The following is a 17,977-nucleotide window of genomic DNA, read 5'->3' on the forward strand; positions in this document are numbered from 1 at the left end:
ATGATGACTACATAATGACCTCAAACAAGATAAACATAAATCAGTACGATTGATTTAACCTTGTTGAACAGGAAGGTTTATCACTATTTTATAGCAAATACATCAAAAAAATAGTATAATTTTAATAAATCACATTTAATAAAAGAGGGTAATCATGGATCATTTCGAAGAGAATCTAGCACCTTTCAATCAATTATCTGGAAAACTGCTTCGAAAGATACGAGAATCGAAGGGGTATACACAAAAGCATGTTTCCCAAGGTATCATGCGACAATCTACTTATTCTAAAATCGAAAGAGAAGAAACAGAACCTTCAGCACCTAAATTATTTGCTATTTTAGATCGGTTAGAAATCTCAGTTGAAGAATTCTTATTTATTCAAGGTGACTATAGACATTCTAAAAAAGGAAATATTATTTATGAATTCGTTTCTCAAAAATATAACGTACCCGAAGAGTTGGAAAAGTTAAAGTCCGAAGTAACTGATTATCTTCACTACAACGAAGATCCTATCGTTCAAGACATCCAATCTATCTATGAAGGGTTAATCATTTTCGGAAAAACGCATGACATCAGATTAGCCAGAAAACATGTCCAGCCTGTCTGGGATCGCTTGGAATCATTTGATGAGTGGCATTTGACGGAAATCTACTTAGTTAATAATATTCTTTATTTCTTTAATGCAGACTCGGCCATCCATATCTCTGATAGAGCAATCACACAACTAGAACGATACGAAGGCTTTCGCGCAAGCAATAGTCTACGGTTTAATTTCCAGTTCAATCTCGTTTATTTACTAATCGATAATGGACAATTCGATAAGGCACTTGTAGCACTGGAAAGTTTGATCCTTTATGCTAAACAATTAAAAAAACATGATATGCTAGCTGTTTGTTATGCAAGAAAAGGTGTTTCTATGCTCAAATCAGGCAATACAGATGGTAATCTTTGGATCAAAAGAGGTACAAATATGCTCAAGGTTATAGAAGAAGATACGTTGAAAAAGCATTTAGAAGAAGAAGTGAGAGCTTTTTTGAAACATCCTTCTTTACGATGATTCGCTTAAACCGATTAAAAAGGGAACAAAAAATTAGAATTGGTATAGCTTGTTCCCTTTAATGAGTGTTTTTTAACATTATATGACTATATATCAGAATTTTAGCCTGTTTGTAGTACACTTATATCAAGTTATGAGATCGACGGCTTGACTCCTATCTATTTTTTTCTCCTTGCTAAAGCCGATAAAGTCGATTCGTAGCATGATAAATACCTCTACCGTAGCTTATACAATGCCTCTCAACTTTGTATAAGCGACCCTTAAAAGAGCCTAGACTTCCGAGTCTAGGTTTTTTTGTCGTCTATTTGCTAGTTACGGATAAAATACTTTGATAATTTTCGTTGATCAAATAAAAAAAGCGTTTTTCTCTTTCTAACACTTCAGATAATTAAGACATCATCCAATACACGCATTCTCCACTTTTTTTAAGTAAGTAAACAAAGCTATTCCCTTGCTTTTTACCCTTCTATTCCCGAACAATATCCTTCATTTTTCTATCATTTTCATGTAGCATTTGAGAATCTATTTTTTTTATGTATACTGTAGTTGAAGAAGGACATGTTACAAGAAAACCGTATGTATATTTCATTTATCGAAGGTGCTAAAACAGTATGTCTGGCATCGACTAGGAGGATTACTTAAACCGTATGTGGCAGTTTAAACAGTTAGAAGAAATGAGCGCAAAAGAGTTACACTCAATCGTGAGAGAAAGAACCAAAGTATTCGTTGTAGAACAAAGTGCAGCTTATCAGGAAGTCGACGATATCGATCTTACTGCAACTCACTTAATAAAACGCTGCAGAGAGACGATCAATGCCTACTGCAGAATTTATATTAAAGACAGAAAAATCTGGATCGGTCGTGTTTTGGTTCCAGAGCATTCTAGAGGTTCTGGAAACGGCAAAGAATTACTCAAGGTCGCACTGAATTACATTTCGGTACGGTATCCTAAACGAGAAGTGCAGATTCAGGCACAAGCTTATCTCAAAGATTTTTATGAATCTTATGGTTTTGAAATCATTTCAGAACTTTACTATGATGAAGATGATATTGCACACTATGATATGTTATTAAACGCAAGAAAACCGGTTGCAGTAGAAGAAATTTAAATCTGCGATTGTCAACTTTACTCATTTAGGCAAATTGGTATAGCCATCTTTTCAACAAAAGATGGCTATACCTTTTTATTTAACTGTTGTAATTAGCCCCCGTATTTTACAAAGGCAATGCCTGCTTCTTTCCCATCTGCTTTCATAAAGCCATTTTTTTCATAAAATTGTATGGTTTTCTCTGTATCTTCCGTCAGCAATACATTTTGTCGAATATGCTTGTTTGATTCTAAAAGTTTTTGTAACAACTGACTTCCGACGCCTTTTCCTTGATGACTTTCTTTAACAAGAATATCTTGTATGTACATAATATAAACACCATCACCAACTGTTCTTACTAAACCGATCAGTTCATCCCCATCCCATGCCGAAATTACTTGCAACGCATTAGGTATGATAGCTGTAATAATATTATCGTCTTCTGTGTAAGCAACCCAGCCCACATCCTGATAGAGTGCCTTTACTTTTTCTACTTCAATTACTTTCGTTTCTTTGTATGTAATCGTCATTTCTTCATCTCCCCTAGTTATTAAAAAATAATAGATCTCTAGCCAACTATAGCTACACTGCAAATCTCAGCATCGTTCAGTAGCTAGTTTCATTTTAACGATACCACAGTTTTGAAGCAATAAAAAAAGCCAGATACTATCTAGCTTTCTTTATACCCTTATTTAAAATCAAACCAAGCTTGTGTGCTATTCGCTACTTTGACCAACATTAACATGACAGGCACTTCAACTAACACACCCACTACCGTTGCTAATGTTGCTCCAGAGTTAAGACCGAATAAAGAGATCGCAACAGCCACCGATAATTCAAAAAAGTTACTGGCACCAATCATGGCAGAGGGTGCAGCAATATTATATGGCAGTTTGCAAGCATATGCGCCAAAATAGGTGATGCTAAAGATAAAGAGCGTTTGAATGATCAATGGCACTGAGATCAAGAGAATATGTACAGGGTTTTGAACAATTCTCTCTCCTTGAAACGAAAAGATAATAATCAGTGTCAAGAGCAGTCCTGCCATTGTGACACGATCAAATTTGCTGATAAAGGTCTTCTCAAAATAAGTGATCCCTTGCTTTTTGACTACAAATTTTCTAATGAGTATACCCATCAACAATGGAACGACAACAAATAGCACAGTAGAAAGTAGCAACGTATTCCACGGTACACTTACATTTCCAACACCTAATAATACTGCAACAATTGGCGCAAATAACACCAAAATAATGATATCGTTAACGGATACTTGAACAAGTGTGTAAGCTGGGTCACCGTTAGTCAATTTGCTCCAAACGAACACCATTGCTGTACAGGGTGCTGCCCCCAAAAGTACCGCACCTGCAATATACTCTCGTGCCAACTCATTTTCAATAAGACCTCCAAATACAAACAGAAAGAAAAATGAGGCAATAAAAAACATGGTAAATGGTTTAATCAGCCAGTTTACAGTTGTCGTTAAAAAGAGACCTTTTGGTTTTTTTGTCGCATTCAAGAGACTGGCAAAATCAATTTTCAACATCATCGGAAAAATCATGATCCAAATCAAGATAGCCGTTGGTACGGATACTTGGTAATATTCAAATCGACTCAATAAATCTGGAATTTGAGGTACAAATTGCCCGATCATTACACCAATTGCCATACATAAAAGTACCCAAACGGTTAAATAGCGCTCGAACAAACTGATATCTTTATTCCCTGTCTTCTCCATACGTTCCTCCATTTCCTTAATCAAAAAAAATTGATTAAGCACTCGTCCTAAATTTTGATTTAGAACGGTCTTGCTTTCCTTAATAGGATAGAAAGCAAGACCCTCTAATCTTTATTTTATTAAACTTTTTTGATAATTTTGATAATGCGTGTTTCCACCAGACAAAACATAAACCTCTTTAAATCCACTATTCAATAATAAGTTCTGTGCAGTATTACTGGTTACCCCTTTGTTGCAATAAACGACTGTCGGTAAACGTTTATCTAGTTTATCTAGTTCTTTTCTTAAACTAGGCATCGGCATATTTACTGCATTAGTCACATGTCCCTTTTCAAACGCTGATGAAGACCGAACATCAACAACCTGCAAAGGCTGCTGCGCTTTTTGAAGTTCAATGACCGTTTCGGGTGTCATCACAGGTAAATGCTGACGAGCATTCTCCAATACCATACCGGTATAATGAACGGGGTCTTTCGTCGTACTAAATGGCGGAGCATACGCCAAATCTAAATGAAACAGATCTTCCGCATTGGCATTAAATGAAATAGCCGTTGCCAGTACATCAATTCGTTTGTCTACACCCTCAGGACCAACAATTTGCGCACCAAGCACCCTACCAGTTTCTCTATCCGCAACCCCTTTAATCAAAAGGTTTTCCCCGCCCAGATAAGTTGCATGAGTAGGTTTGATATTGTGGATCACAACAGGATCATAGCCCTGTGTTTGCGCCTCATTATATGATAAGCCAGTATAAGCAACGGTCAGATCGAACAACCTAAATATCCCTGTGCCAAGTGTTCCTTTAAACGATAAAGCGCCACCGGTTATGTGGTCTCCCGCAACACGGCCCATTTTGTTCGCCGTTGAACCTAGCGGGTGGTAAACAGGTTTCCCTGTAATGAGATGGTAGCTTTCCGCAACATCCCCTACAGCATAAATATCTTTCTCAGAAGTTTGCATGAACGGATTTACTTTGATAGCACCCGTTTCGCCCAATGTGATACCCGCAGCTTCTGCAAGTGACACATTCGGTCGCACACCCACCGCTAAAATCACCATATCTGTATCAATGACCTCGCCTTTAGCTGTTTTCAACTGAGTGATATTATCTTTTCCTTCTATTAGTTCAACTTTATCGTTTAAGTAGAAATCGACATGGTTATTCCGTAATGTCTCCGCTAAATGATAAGACATATCTGGATCAATTTTCGGGAAAATTTGGTCAGCTAATTCGACGATAGTTACCTGTATTCCTTTTTCAGTCAACTGCTCAGCCATTTCAAGACCAATAAATCCTGATCCAACAATCGTAACGTTTTTAATCTCATTTTCTTGCATAAACTGGTCAATCTTTCTTGTGTTCTCCATCGTTTTGACATGAAACACATTATCTGATGTCGATTGATCAAACGGTCTTGGCGTTAACGAGTACGAACCTGTTGCGATAACCAATTTGTCGTAAGAATCTTGCGTATCTTCACCTGTTAGCTTATCGTGAATCGTTAACGCTTTTTCTTGGGGTTGAATCGCCACTACTTGTTGATTAGTGTGGATATCAATCTCAAAACGCTTTTTGAACCAATTTGCATCTCTAGGGATCAGTTCTTCTACAGAAGGCACTTCTCCGCCTAAAAAATAAGGCATCCCACATACGGAATATGAAATATCCTGCGCCGCTTCATAAACGACAATTTCAGCTGTTTCATCATTTCTTCTTGCTTTTGCAGCAACGGAAGTACCCGCCGCTACTGAACCGATTATCACGATTCTCATACGTATTCTCTCCTTTTAACAGCAATCATCATCTGGGGATTTTAAAAAGTAGCAGAATTGTTCAGATAGTAATTCATTTGTTTTCGCTTCATCGACCCAATAGTAGCTCCAAGTTTTTGAAATTTCTTTATGGATCAATCCATTATTTAATAATATTTTTAAGTGGTAAGACAGTTTAGATTGCGGCAATTCGAGAATATCCTCCAAATCACACACACACGATTTACCATTCATCGCTAAAAGGTGCAAAATCGTTAATCTGATCGGATCTGAAAGTGCCTTAAATTGTTTTGCATAAGTAACGACATCTGGCAAGTCCGTTCTCATCGTTTTAATTTGATCCATGCAACGGTCTCCTTTATCAATTTTTTTTGATGAAGTTATCATATCAACCAAAACGAAAGATTACAATGATAAAATTGTAAAGAATGTAAAGTTTTCAACGGTTGTAGTATTTCGACTTTATTTAAGGTATCTTGGAAAGGACGCTTAAACAAAATGATGAGGAGCTATTTTTATGCATGAAACTGTTAAATCTTCACCAGTAAATTGGAAAACATTTTTAAAGGATATTTTCATTTGTTCTTTAGGTGCTTTCGGTGGTCCAGAAGCCCATTACAGCGTGTTTACAGATCAGCTCGTAACCAAGAAACACTACTTGACTGAAGAAGAGCTCGTTGAGCTGATTGCTTTATGTAGCTTTCTACCTGGTCCTAGTAGTACACAAACGATCGTCGCTATTGGACATAAAACTGGCGGACCTTTACTTGCTTTCCTTACCATGCTCGTCTGGGCGTTCCCAGCATTAGTCATCATGACCATTTTATCTTTCCTCTATCAATTTTTAGATATGCAAGATATTTCAACTGATATTTTACGATACATTGGTCCAATGGCAGTTGGTTTTATCATTGTTGCTTCTTATCGTATCGGTAAGAAAGTCGTTAAAGATCGCTTGACGTTTCTCTTGCTTTTATTTGGCGCGATTACCACCTATTTTGTTCGTGACCCTTGGATTTTCCCTTTAGTTTTAGTGATTGGTGGACTCGCTAGTGTACTGACTTCAAAAGAAAAAAACCTTTGGAATCGTGTTACCTTAAATCCGCCTTATGGTTATCTCGCGTTATTCTTACTTTTCACGTTCGGTTCACTGACACTCGCGACAGTCTTCCAACAAGAACTGATTCAAGTTTTTGAGCGTTTTTATCGTTATGGCTATCTTGTGTTCGGTGGCGGTCAAGTAGTGATTCCTGTGATGTACAGTGAGCTAGTCGATGTGAATCAGTTAATGAGTAGCCAAGAATTTCTAACGGGTTACGGTCTAGTCCAAGGCATTCCAGGACCCATGTTCAGTTTCGCAGCCTATGCTGGCGGTCTTTCCGTACAAGCTAACGCTATCTGGATGCAAATTATTGGCGCGATCGCCGGTGGTATTGGTATTTTCCTCCCAGGTTTATTACTGATTTATTTTGTCTATCCAATGTGGGAAGCCATCAAGCACATCAAGGGATTTAATATCGCCTTAAAAGGGGTCGCTGCTGTTGCCGGTGGTCTAATTGCCATTGCAGCTGTTTTACTCACTCAACAAAGTGGTTTAACTTGGGACAACTTACTTGTTACGCTAGGCACCGTTTTAATCCTTTCAACAAGAAAAATACCTGCCCCAATAATTGTTGTTATCGTACTATTAATTGGTTTCTTTTTTTAATATAATAGGGATAAATAAATCAAATTAACTCATTAGGAGGATGGGGCATTGGCAGACTTGGTTGAGATGGTCATAGAATTCGTCTTTTTTCTAGTCACTTCGTTCACACGGCTCTTTTTTAAGAATCAGTCGATTCCTAAATATTGGCGTCTAACATTGGCATTACTGTTGTTTGCCTCACCATGTCTGACACTTTTGTATTTCACGTCAACATTCATCAGTATAAATATCTGGTGGATTTACTTGACTGTCATTTTGGCAGAGGTTTACTTTGGCTATCTGTCTATAAAATATACTAAAGGTATCCTATTCGGTTTCAATGATTAAACTATAAAAGACAGATGGCCTCTTGTTAAAAGGTCATCTGTCTTTTATTTTAAAATTCGCTTAATCATGCTCAATCCATGCTTAGTATTTGGATACCGGAAGGGGTTATCAAATTGATTGGTCTGTTTAAGTATGCTTTTTTTATGAGTAAAGGTCTCAAAGCTACTTTTCCCATGATACGTTCCCATCCCGCTAGTCCCAACGCCACCAAACGGAAGATAGGGGGTAACGATATGGAATACCGTATCATTGATACAGCCGCCACCATAGGATAAAAATTGAATAATCGTTTTCTCTATTTTTTGACTATTGGTAAAAAGATAGAGTGCCAGTGGGTTTGGATTATGTTGTACCCCTTCGATCACTTCTGAAATAGTTTCATACGTGATGATTGGTAGGATAGGCCCGAAAATTTCTTCTTGCATGACCTCGTCTTCAAAAGAAACCTGCTCTAAAATCGTCGGTTCGATCACTAAAGCTTCTCCTTTGACCTGACCACCATATAAAACATGCCCTTGGTTTAAATAGCTCTTCAGCCGATTAAAATGTTTCTGATTCACGATATGCGTGTATGCTTCATTTTCAATTGGCGTTTCCCCATATATTTCTCGTGTCTCACGAATCAGCTGATCAATAAATGCTTGTTTAACACTTTGGTGTACGTATAAATAATCTGGTGCAACACAAGTTTGTCCTGCATTCATAAATTTTCCCCAAGCAATTCTTTTAGCCGCAAGTTTGAGGTCTGCGTCTTCATGCACGATAGCGGGACTTTTCCCGCCCAACTCTAAGGTTAACGGTGTTAAATTTTTTGCAGCAGCTTCCATCACAATCTTTCCTACCTGTACACTACCCGTGAAAAACAAATAATCAAATTTTTCTGTTAAAAGATCCTGCGTGGTTTCCGCATCTCCTTCTACAACAGCGATGTAACGCTCTGGATAGGCTCGATTGATGACTTTTTTGAGAACCTTCGACGTTTCTGGTGTTAATTCAGAGGGCTTGATCATGGCACAATTACCACCAGCAATTGCCCCAATCAAAGGTGCTAAGATTAATTGTATCGGATAATTCCATGGGCCGATAATCAGCGCCACACCATAAGGATCAGCGTACACTGTCCCTTTAGACCCAGTATGTGTAAAAGTTGTTTTCACGCGTTTAGGTTTCATCCACTTTTTTAGATTGCGCATTGTGAATCGAAGTTCTTGCAAGACCATACCGATTTCAGAAGAATATGTCTCGAAAGCAGATTTGTTTAAATCCTTTTTTAAAGCCTCGATCAACTGTTGCTCATGTTCTTTCAACGATTCACCCAAGCGCTTCAACGCTTCAATTCTGAAATCTACTTCTTTTGTCGCGCCAGAATTGTAAAAGGCTTGTTGCTTTGCTAGCATTTCACCATAGTTTCCCACGTCATCGTCTCCTATCTATCCAGTCTTATCTACCCCTTTATTCTATAAGACATAATTGAAGATAGTGTTAAGGTTTAAGCGTTGATAAAAAATATCTCAAAAAATTCAAATAATATTTTCCAATTTTTCTGCTTGCTCTTGCAGTTTTTTAGATTCAAAATCGATTTGATTAAACTCACCAATCGTTCCTTCAATTTGTTCTTCACTCATCAAAATACGTTCTTTTAATTGCGTGTTTCCATTCACAACTAAATCAATATTGTTGGTTATCGCAGATATGTCTTCCCCAATTATATAAGCAGACTCCGATACTTTCTGAGACAGGTTTTTCACTTCTTGCGCAATAACCCCAAATCCCCGACCATAATCTCCGGCGTGTGCTGCTTCGATAGAAGCATTGATCGCTAAAAGATTTGTATTCGATGCTATGTCTTGAATAGTTTCTACAATATTTTGAATAGATTTGTTTTTCTTTTGTAATTCACTCAAGTTATCCGTACTAACATTAGAAAGATTGATCATTTCTTTACTCTCACCAAGCAAATCATGGCCTTTCTGGATACCTTCTTTTGAAGAACCGGTTAATTTGCTAGACATCTCTGACAAATCTGCGGTCACTTTTTCAATATTTTTTTGTCTTTCTGTAATATCCGTGGCCACTTTAGCTACTCCAACTACATTTATATGATTTTCATCATAAATTGGAAAATATGTTGCTTCTAACCAGACTTCTTCAGCGTGCACATTTCTTCTAACAATTTTATCTTGGAATTTAACACCTTTTAATAAATTGCTCCAAAGTTCATCATATGCTGGACTATTTACAAATTCAGGAAAACAAAATATCTTATGCTCTTTCCCATACAGTTCTTCTTTGTGATAGCCTAAAACGTTCGCGAAATTGTCATTGACGTATGTAACTCTCTTATTGGTATCAAACCGAATAATTGCGATATTCTGTTCCAATGCAGTCACAATCAATTCTTCATGTAGCCCACTTTTTTCAATAGTCATACTCTCCATCATTTTAAAACGACTCCTTTATTTTCTTAGACTTTTCTTTCTCATTGCCTAAAAATCAAGAATCTCTAGGTCGTCAAAGATTGAAAGTAACGTTATTATAAACTGAAAATCTAAAAATGTCATTTAACTCGAATTAGGAATAGTTTATTTTTGTGTTTTTTGATGCTTTTTCTCCTTGAAAATTGTTAAATGTGTACTTATCTTATTACAGGATTTGTTCTCTTTTCGAACTATATTAAGCATTTAGTTCCATATACGATCTTGTTTTGACAAATTAAATTGTGCCCAACCATTAAATTGTGACAGTTTTTCAAATCCACTATTTTTTTCTTTTTACCTTCTCATAAACAATGCATTATTTTGAAAATGACGTATAATAGAACGTAATGGGCATAAATTGCCTTGTGGCAAAGATCAAAAAAGAAACGAGGCTATCATTAAATGATTACAGTAACAGACGTGAGCTTAAACTTTTCAGATAGAAAACTATTTGATGATGTAAATCTACAATTTAATAATGACAATTGCTATGGTGTGATTGGTGCGAACGGTGCCGGTAAATCAACCTTCCTAAAAATTCTTTCAGGAGAAATTGCTCCAACTTCTGGTAATGTTTCATTACCTGCCGACAAACGAATGGCTGTATTAAAACAAAACCATTATGACTTTGAAGAACAAACGGTTATTGACACAGTAATCATGGGACATAAACGTCTCTATGAAATCATGCAAGAAAAAGACGCCATCTATACAAAAGCAGACTTTTCTGATGAAGATGGTATTCGCGCTGCTGAACTTGAAGGCGAATTCGCTGAGTTAAATGGTTGGGAAGCTGAACCTGAAGCAATGACGTTATTAAAAGGTCTCGGTATTCCTGAAGCATTACACAATCAAAAAATGAGCGAGTTAACAGGTGGACAACACGTTAAAGCCTTACTAGCTCAAACACTATTCGGTGATCCAGATGTATTACTACTGGATGAGCCTACCAACGGTTTGGATGCACAGTCAATCAAATGGTTGGAAGACTTCTTGATCAACTTTGATAATACGGTCATCGTTGTTTCCCATGACCGTCACTTCCTAAACAAGGTATGTACGCACATGGTCGACGTTGATTTCGGTAAAATCAAATTGTTTGTAGGGAACTACGACTTCTGGTTAGAATCTAGTCAACTTGCTTCTAAACTAGCTGCTGATTCAAATAGCAAAAAAGAAGAAAAAATCAAAGAACTCCAAGACTTTATCGCACGATTCAGTGCCAATGCATCTAAATCGAAACAAGCAACTTCACGTAAAAAAATGCTGGATAAAATCACTTTAGATGATATCCAACCTTCTTCTAGACGTTATCCGTTTGTCGGATTTAGTCCTGAGCGTGAAATCGGAAATGATTTACTTCGCGTTGAAAATATCTCTAAAACAATTGATGGTAAGAAAGTCTTGGACAATATTTCATTCAACCTTGGTAGAAACGATAAAGTCGCTTTTACTAGTTTGAACGATGTTGCTATCACAACGCTCTTCAGAATTATTATGGGCGAAATGGAACCTGATACAGGGTCTTTCCAATGGGGCGTAACGACTTCTCAGTCTTACCTACCGAAAGATACTTCTGACGAATTCAACAATAACAACGAATCTGTTTTAGACTGGTTACGCCAGTATGCTTCCAAAGAAGAAAACGATAATACTTTCTTACGTAGCTTCTTAGGAAGAATGTTGTTCTCAGGAGAAGAAGTACTGAAACAAGTTTCTGTCCTTTCTGGGGGAGAAAAAGTTCGTTGTATGCTATCAAAAATGATGTTGAGCAAAGCAAATGTGCTCGTTATGGATGATCCAACGAATCACTTGGATCTAGAATCTATTACTGCATTGAATAATGGTTTGATCGACTTTAAAGGTGCTATTCTTTTTGGATCGCATGATTATCAATTTATTCAAACATTAGCTAACCGCATCATTGAACTGACACCTAACGGAGTCGTTGACCGCTCAGAAACCACTTATGATGAATTTCTTGAGAATAAAGATATACAAGATCAAATCAAATCTCTTTACGCATAATCTCTGTTGAATCATATAAGAAAGACAGCCTCAATCCTTTAGTAGGATCGAAGGCTGTCTTTTTTTGTATGTGGGTGTAAGTTAATTTGAGTCAATTGTCATTATCATATGTCCATCTCTACTTGTCATTTTTGGATTCTTTCGAGAATTTCATCTACCGACATAGCTGGAGAAAGTTCATAGTTTCCTTGAAGAAAAGTTTTATTGCTTCTGAACTTAGCATAATAATTGAATACAAAAGCACTTTTGATTACACCATCGTCTTCCAATGTTTTTGAGATAGCCATTCTTGAAGATCCTCTTGGTATTTGAACGGTTATCGATTCATCGGATTGAGGTTCTAAAGAGTTAAGTGAGCTAACCCAAAAATGATGCCCAACAAATCCCAACAATATAAATAAACATACCAGTGTCGTAAGGATGATCTTATAAATTTTCTCTACCGATATTACTTCCTCTTGCACCAAAAGGTTCACCTCCAAATATTGCTCTTTGAATCGACATGCTATTCATTTCCTTTATCTTAAAAATACCAATAGCCTTTTATTATTGTGATAGCTTAAAGTGGTAAGGTTCTGTACTATTTTCAATGATTTTCGTCTGATAATGATTTTCTTTCAAATATTGCATTAATGCTGGAAGATGCGCTACTGTCCCTTCTCTATCATGCATTAACACGACTGGTGTACAACTAGAATCTAATTCTTCTAGTAAGGAAATCACTCTTTTAACGTACTCATCTCCCGTAGAAGCCCAGTCTCTACTATCAACATTCCAGTCCCACAGCTTGAAGTTGTATTGATCAAATAGGGCTCTGAAAGTTTGTTTAAAATAGGGCATGCTTCCATAAGGCGTTCTAACCAGATAGGATTCTACACCGGTCAGTTCTTTTAAGGTTTGCTGACATGTCTGCATCTCATCTAATGCTGCATGCTCTGTTCGATAAAATGCCTTTACATCGTGCGTCACACCGTGTAATCCAACACCATGGTTTTCTTTAACAATTCTTTTAAGGGTTTCCGGATGATTTCTCATCGCTGGCTCCAACATGAAAAACGTCCCTTTTGCATCATATTCTTTTAATATGTCTAATATTTTTTCTGTAACTGCATTGGGACCATCATCAAAGGTTAGATAGATGATTTTCCTCTGATCTTCTGTTTCTATTTTTGGTGCTTCTTCTTTTGTAATAGGTTCTTCTTCCGCTACCGGTTCTGGTTCTATTTCTTTTTGATCTTCCTGTCCAGTTTGTTCTTCTATCGAATTTTGCTCTGTCTGTTGTGCATCTTCTTGCTGTTCTTGGGGATCTTCTTGTTCTTCTTGCAATTCTTCTGTTTTTTCTTTTGGTTCTTCCAGCTCGACTTCATCTTTAACAGGATCTACAAAGGTATTTGCTTCTATAGCAGAATCCACGTCTTGTACTTTGGATTCGTGGCTTCCTTTATAGGCAAAATACAGGATCGCTAGCAATCCAATAGTCAGTACAAACCTTACCTTGCTAGTCATATTCATAATTCCTTTCGCCTTGATTTATACTATCTTTTAAACTTATAGTAAATCAGCGAAATGAAGTTGAAATGAAGTTAAAATAAAGATGAGGCAAAGATTGAATCAAGATTATTGATCAGGTTTGGCTAACTCAAAATAAAAATAAAATTCTACGCCATGTTCAGTGTTGCGAACCCCATATTCACCATCATGTAGCAGCATGATATTTTTAGATATCGCCAATCCCAAGCCTGTCCCCTCTTTTGTTCGTTGCGATTTTTCAATCTGATAAAATCTATCCCATATATGATTTAATTGCGTTTCTTCAATAGGATTTCCCTCGTTTTCGATAGATAAACGAATTCTTTCCGATTCTTTCGTAATGGCAATTCTAATGTGCTTACCTTCTGGCGTATGCGTGATCGCATTTATAACAGAATTCATTACAACTTGTTTGATCCAGTGTTCGTTCCCTATAATCTCTGCATCCTCTAAGGCCATTTGTACGATTAATCTTTTTTCTTCTAGCTTGATAAAAAGTTGCTGACAGGTATCTCTAACGAGCACATCAAGTGCAAAAACTTCTTTTTTCATCTTATAAGTTCCTGACTCAAATTTAGCTAGTTCCAGCATATCAACGATCAACTGATTCATCCGATTGACTTCTGCATCCATCTCAGCAAAGAAATGGTCTCTCTTTTCAACCGCTACTTCGTCCTGAAGAATACTGATACAACTCTTCATTATACTCAACGGCGTCTTCAATTCGTGCGAAACACTGGCGATAAATTCTTTTCTCGTATTCTCAAGCTGTCGTTCCTTCTGAATATCCCCTTGCAACATGCTAATGCGCTCGTGTAAGCTATCAGAAAGAAAATTGATATTTTGCGACAATTCTCCTATCTCATCTTTAGACCGAATATCAATACGCTCTGAAAAATCAAGATTGGCTATTCTTTTTGCAGAGTTATTCATTCTAATCAATGGCTTAGCGATCATTTTTGAATAGTAAAAAGCTGCAAATAGAATTAAAAGAATTACTCCGATAATAATATAGATATAATACTGACGCATCATTCCTACGGCTTCATCTATCGGTTGGAGCGAAGCCATCGTAAAGAAGTAAATGACTTGTCCATCTTTGGACAGTCCTTGATCAATAATCATTTTATACTGTATGCCATTTTCTTCGAAATCTGTTACGGATGCTTCTTGACCATCTGATTCAAACTCATCAAAGAGCAATCTGGCTTGGAATACTTTAATTTGTTCAAAAAACAGTTTACTTGTAAGCGAAGAAGAGTAAAGCAAGCCGTAATGATTAGGTACTTGAAGATTTTTGATTTCTCCATAATATACCTTTTCAACAAGTCCCATCTGGTCGTTTTGCTCTGCTATTTTAGATAGCAATGTCTGATTTTTAAAACTATTCACGCTTTCCACAACCGTATTGGAAGCAGCCTCCGCTTTTTCATGTTCATAATCTACGTCCATTTCAGTCAAAATCATTGCATACGTATAAAACTCATCATCTTTTTCGATTCCGTGAATCTCCGCAAATACGCTCTCTTTATTTCTCAAAGCACTTAAGTGATCACTATCATAGGAATCTAACAGGTATTCAATTGGCGTAATGAGCTGTTCATCTATATACCCCTCTTCAGCTTTTTCCGAAATAGATATTCCTGTTATATCCATCCTTAACGGTGTTGTGCCTTCTATATACCCATGCTCATCTAAGGCGACGATCCAAGCATTATTTTCTTGGTAAAACTGTTGTTCCAAGTCTCGCATCTGATTTTTTTCATCCAAACTGATATACGCTTGCTTGAATTCATCAATCGCTTTTGACAAGTTGTCGATTTTGCTATTTTCATAGTAATATTCAAAAAATAAAGTCTGACCGCAATAGATACTTGCAACGATAGTCATACAAAGAAGAGAGGTAAATAAAAATAATTTTACAACAATACTCGTTTTCATTAGTTGCCCTCGAATTTGTAACCTGTTCTAACAATCGTTTTTATTTGATTCGCAGCATCTCCTAGTTTTTTTCTGAGGTTACGCATGTGCGTATTGATTGTTCTGTCAGCTCCTAAGTACTCATATCCCCATATTTTCACGATCATCTGCTCTCTTGAAATGACAATATTCTTATTTTTCATTAGGTAAACCAATATTTCGAATTCTGTATGTGTCAAATCAATCAGCTGCTGTTCAACGGCTACTGAACGAGATTGTAAATCAATCTCAATCAAGCCACTTTTCAAAGTCTTCGTTTGATCCAACTGTTCAAAGGGGTGTACTGTAGCATTCAATAGTCTGTTCGCTCTAGCTAGTAGGATCTTAGGGTTATAGGGCTTTGTCACGTAATCATCTGCGCCTAGTTCGAATCCAACAATCGTATCTTCCTCGTCAGACCTCGCTGTCAACATAATGATTGGGACAGAAGAGCGTTTCCGTATTGTCTTACACACACTCCAACCATCGAATTTAGGCATCATAATATCTAAAACAATAAGATCCACCGTGTGTGTATTAAATAATGCTAGCGCCTCTAATCCATTTTCAGCTTCCAAAACGCTATATCCTTCACTTAGAAAATAATCTTTACTAATCTCTCTTAATATCGCTTCGTCCTCTACTAACAAAATCGTTTTTGGCACATCAAGTTCCCTCCTTCTAAATTGGAATGAAATAGTGAGCAAAACCGTTCTTCATCATTTTCACAGTCTTTCGTTTATATCTCCTTTAATAAATACTGTTCAACAATTGAAAATATTAATCAAAGGCATTCTTTTATAGTTATATTCTATATTATATTGCTTCTTATTTAAAAATCAGTCATTTCACTTTCATTCATCACTATTGTGATTTTACCGAAGTAGATCCATTACTTTTTTCCAAATCCATTTTTGGATAATCCTCGCTATAGTTATCCTCACCCTCTGAATCACCCATTACTTCTTCCGATTCGATACCATCAGGAATCGTATTGATCGTTTGCTGTTCTAATTCCAATGATTCAGCTAATGTTTGTTGAATCTCATCGTAACTTTTAGAATCTATTTTCACAAGATCTCTTCCAGCGTCTCTGAAACTCGTCCATCCGAACACATGAGATTCTGTATCAAAGGACTCATTCAATCCCGTTTGTAGTACGCTTTTAATCTCGTTCATTTTCATATTGGTTCTCATATTTGCGCCAATACTTTTTAAAACGTCATTATATTTAGTAATCGAACCTAGATCAGCCGCTTTATTGATAACAGATTTAACCACTAACTGTTGTCTTTGACCGCGTGCAATATCATCATCAATTTTCCGTGTTCGTGCTAACGCTAAAGCCTGTTCACCATTTAATGTCTGTAGTCCTTTGTTAAGCGAAATCGCTTGACTGTTATCTTTGGAGTCCATTTCTACAATATCTACCGGAACATCAACTTCTATTCCTCCAAGCGCATCTATCACGTCTAAAAAGGAATGGAAATTAAATGTCGCATAATAATTGACCGGCAAATCAAGAAAATGTTCTACTGTTTCTACCATCGCATCTTCTTCTCCAATGGCATAAGCTGTATTGATTCGATCCATCCCTACTTCTTCACCATCATTCATAATCGGGACGTATGTGTCTCTTGGAATCGAAACCATATCTAACTGATGTGTTTTAGGATTGACTGTTGCATAAATTAGTGAGTCCGCTCTTGCAGAACCTAGCCCTCTTTCGTCATCATCGTCAATACCCATCAGTAAAATCGAGACAGGTTCTTCAATTGGATTCACTTCTTCCACAGGTTTCGATCGGTCAATTTCTTTATAAGACGATTCCAATACCTTTTCCGTTGTTTTAAGCAAACTCTTTGCATAAACAGCTCCGCTCGCTAGCAGCATAACAAGTGGAACGACAAAAAGTAGAACAACAACCTTTCTTCTACTCAATTTACGATTTCCTTTTTTAAACATTTATAAAACTCCTTAAAAACGATTTTAATAGAACAACACTTGTAGAAATACATTTCAAAAATAACGATTGTATTCATTCTTTTACAATTTAAAATCTTAGCAAATGAAGATAAAGATTCTATGAAGATTATTTGCATTTTACATTTTTTCTTTGACTTATAACTATCGATCTTTTAAATATAACTAATGCTTGAAGTTTATATAGTTAAAATCAAATTGAATTTTTTCAAAAAAATGAATATTCAACCTTTATTAATTGATCACGGGATGAATCAATATGGAAATAATAAAGAAAGTGAACAGATTGTTATCAGTCAAATTACGTTA

Annotated in this window: 16 protein-coding genes; 5 read left to right on the top strand and 11 right to left on the bottom strand. The window is 36.6% G+C overall.

Going from position 1 to position 17,977, the window contains the following annotated elements:
* Positions 1 to 154: 154 nt before the first annotated feature.
* Together J5J05_RS04305 and J5J05_RS04310 are read left to right on the top strand one after the other, a co-directional pair.
* Positions 155 to 1,057, top strand: a complete 903-nt coding sequence (locus J5J05_RS04305) for a helix-turn-helix domain-containing protein (RefSeq protein ID WP_208559434.1) — start codon at positions 155 to 157, stop codon at positions 1,055 to 1,057.
* Between the two features lie 647 nt (positions 1,058 to 1,704).
* A complete protein-coding gene (locus J5J05_RS04310; RefSeq protein WP_208559435.1) occupies positions 1,705 to 2,166 on the top strand; it encodes a GNAT family N-acetyltransferase in 462 nt (153 codons plus the stop codon).
* 92 nt (positions 2,167 to 2,258) lie between these two features.
* On the opposite strand, the gene J5J05_RS04315 is transcribed toward J5J05_RS04310, so the two are convergent.
* The 4 genes from J5J05_RS04315 to J5J05_RS04330 all read right to left on the bottom strand — a co-directional run bounded on the left by J5J05_RS04315 (position 2,259) and on the right by J5J05_RS04330 (position 6,001).
* Positions 2,259 to 2,675: a GNAT family N-acetyltransferase gene (locus J5J05_RS04315; RefSeq protein ID WP_208559436.1), complete on the bottom strand. Its 417-nt coding sequence runs from the start codon at positions 2,673 to 2,675 to the stop codon at positions 2,259 to 2,261.
* A gap of 158 nt (positions 2,676 to 2,833) precedes the next feature.
* Positions 2,834 to 3,883, bottom strand: coding sequence for an ACR3 family arsenite efflux transporter (arsB, locus tag J5J05_RS04320; protein WP_208559437.1), 1,050 nt, complete (start codon positions 3,881 to 3,883; stop codon positions 2,834 to 2,836).
* A 111-nt stretch (positions 3,884 to 3,994) separates the two neighbouring features.
* Entirely contained in the window at positions 3,995 to 5,656 is a 1,662-nt protein-coding gene (locus J5J05_RS04325) for an FAD-dependent oxidoreductase (protein WP_208559438.1), read from the bottom strand.
* A gap of 15 nt (positions 5,657 to 5,671) precedes the next feature.
* Positions 5,672 to 6,001, bottom strand: a complete 330-nt coding sequence (locus J5J05_RS04330; protein ID WP_208559439.1) for an ArsR/SmtB family transcription factor — start codon at positions 5,999 to 6,001, stop codon at positions 5,672 to 5,674.
* A 172-nt stretch (positions 6,002 to 6,173) separates the two neighbouring features.
* Here J5J05_RS04330 and chrA point away from each other — a divergent pair, with 172 nt between their 5' ends.
* Together chrA and J5J05_RS04340 are read left to right on the top strand one after the other, a co-directional pair.
* Positions 6,174 to 7,364: a chromate efflux transporter gene (chrA, locus tag J5J05_RS04335; RefSeq protein WP_208559440.1), complete on the top strand. Its 1,191-nt coding sequence runs from the start codon at positions 6,174 to 6,176 to the stop codon at positions 7,362 to 7,364.
* Between the two features lie 48 nt (positions 7,365 to 7,412).
* A complete protein-coding gene (locus J5J05_RS04340; protein ID WP_208559441.1) occupies positions 7,413 to 7,691 on the top strand; it encodes a hypothetical protein in 279 nt (92 codons plus the stop codon).
* Positions 7,692 to 7,735: 44 nt separating this feature from the next.
* Here the strand turns inward: J5J05_RS04340 and J5J05_RS04345 are convergent, their stop codons facing one another.
* Complete coding sequence (locus J5J05_RS04345) at positions 7,736 to 9,106, bottom strand: aldehyde dehydrogenase (RefSeq protein ID WP_341868499.1); 1,371 nt, start codon at positions 9,104 to 9,106, stop codon at positions 7,736 to 7,738.
* 105 nt (positions 9,107 to 9,211) lie between these two features.
* A complete protein-coding gene (locus tag J5J05_RS04350; protein ID WP_208559442.1) occupies positions 9,212 to 10,132 on the bottom strand; it encodes a methyl-accepting chemotaxis protein in 921 nt (306 codons plus the stop codon).
* 438 nt (positions 10,133 to 10,570) lie between these two features.
* On the opposite strand from J5J05_RS04350, the gene J5J05_RS04355 reads away from it, so the two are divergent.
* Positions 10,571 to 12,196 (top strand): ABC-F family ATP-binding cassette domain-containing protein, encoded by a 1,626-nt coding sequence (locus J5J05_RS04355; RefSeq protein ID WP_208559443.1) that lies wholly within the window; start codon positions 10,571 to 10,573, stop codon positions 12,194 to 12,196.
* 125 nt (positions 12,197 to 12,321) lie between these two features.
* Here J5J05_RS04355 and J5J05_RS04360 read toward each other — a convergent pair whose 3' ends face one another.
* The 5 genes from J5J05_RS04360 to J5J05_RS04380 form a co-directional block, all read right to left on the bottom strand.
* The gene (locus J5J05_RS04360; protein WP_341868501.1) at positions 12,322 to 12,660 is read right to left on the bottom strand and encodes an endolytic transglycosylase MltG; all 339 of its coding nucleotides are present in this window, start codon (positions 12,658 to 12,660) and stop codon (positions 12,322 to 12,324) included.
* 82 nt (positions 12,661 to 12,742) lie between these two features.
* Positions 12,743 to 13,702, bottom strand: coding sequence for a polysaccharide deacetylase family protein (locus J5J05_RS04365; RefSeq protein WP_208559445.1), 960 nt, complete (start codon positions 13,700 to 13,702; stop codon positions 12,743 to 12,745).
* A gap of 111 nt (positions 13,703 to 13,813) precedes the next feature.
* Entirely contained in the window at positions 13,814 to 15,667 is a 1,854-nt protein-coding gene (locus J5J05_RS04370) for an ATP-binding protein (RefSeq protein WP_208559446.1), read from the bottom strand.
* A complete protein-coding gene (locus J5J05_RS04375) occupies positions 15,667 to 16,350 on the bottom strand; it encodes a response regulator transcription factor (protein WP_208559447.1) in 684 nt (227 codons plus the stop codon). Before J5J05_RS04375 ends, J5J05_RS04370 begins: the two co-directional genes overlap by 1 nt.
* A 199-nt stretch (positions 16,351 to 16,549) precedes the next feature.
* A complete protein-coding gene (locus J5J05_RS04380; protein WP_208559448.1) occupies positions 16,550 to 17,650 on the bottom strand; it encodes an LCP family protein in 1,101 nt (366 codons plus the stop codon).
* Between the last annotated feature and the right edge of the window lie 327 nt (positions 17,651 to 17,977).

This window comes from Marinilactibacillus kalidii (genome assembly GCF_017599325.1).
In the GTDB taxonomy this organism is placed as follows: Bacteria; Bacillota; Bacilli; order Lactobacillales; family Carnobacteriaceae_A; genus Marinilactibacillus; species Marinilactibacillus kalidii.

Bases quoted from the DNA above. Each gene is read 5' to 3' on its own strand.
- J5J05_RS04305 (WP_208559434.1), top strand. From the start codon at position 155: ATGGATCATTTCGAAGAGAATCTAGCACCTTTCAATCAATTATCTGGA.
- J5J05_RS04310 (WP_208559435.1), top strand. From the start codon at position 1,705: ATGTGGCAGTTTAAACAGTTAGAAGAAATGAGCGCAAAAGAGTTACAC.
- J5J05_RS04315 (WP_208559436.1), bottom strand. From the start codon at position 2,675: ATGACGATTACATACAAAGAAACGAAAGTAATTGAAGTAGAAAAAGTA.
- arsB (WP_208559437.1), bottom strand. From the start codon at position 3,883: ATGGAGAAGACAGGGAATAAAGATATCAGTTTGTTCGAGCGCTATTTA.
- J5J05_RS04325 (WP_208559438.1), bottom strand. From the start codon at position 5,656: ATGAGAATCGTGATAATCGGTTCAGTAGCGGCGGGTACTTCCGTTGCT.
- J5J05_RS04330 (WP_208559439.1), bottom strand. From the start codon at position 6,001: ATGGATCAAATTAAAACGATGAGAACGGACTTGCCAGATGTCGTTACT.
- chrA (WP_208559440.1), top strand. From the start codon at position 6,174: ATGCATGAAACTGTTAAATCTTCACCAGTAAATTGGAAAACATTTTTA.
- J5J05_RS04350 (WP_208559442.1), bottom strand. From the start codon at position 10,132: ATGATGGAGAGTATGACTATTGAAAAAAGTGGGCTACATGAAGAATTG.
- J5J05_RS04355 (WP_208559443.1), top strand. From the start codon at position 10,571: ATGATTACAGTAACAGACGTGAGCTTAAACTTTTCAGATAGAAAACTA.
- J5J05_RS04365 (WP_208559445.1), bottom strand. From the start codon at position 13,702: ATGACTAGCAAGGTAAGGTTTGTACTGACTATTGGATTGCTAGCGATC.
- J5J05_RS04370 (WP_208559446.1), bottom strand. From the start codon at position 15,667: ATGAAAACGAGTATTGTTGTAAAATTATTTTTATTTACCTCTCTTCTT.
- J5J05_RS04380 (WP_208559448.1), bottom strand. From the start codon at position 17,650: ATGTTTAAAAAAGGAAATCGTAAATTGAGTAGAAGAAAGGTTGTTGTT.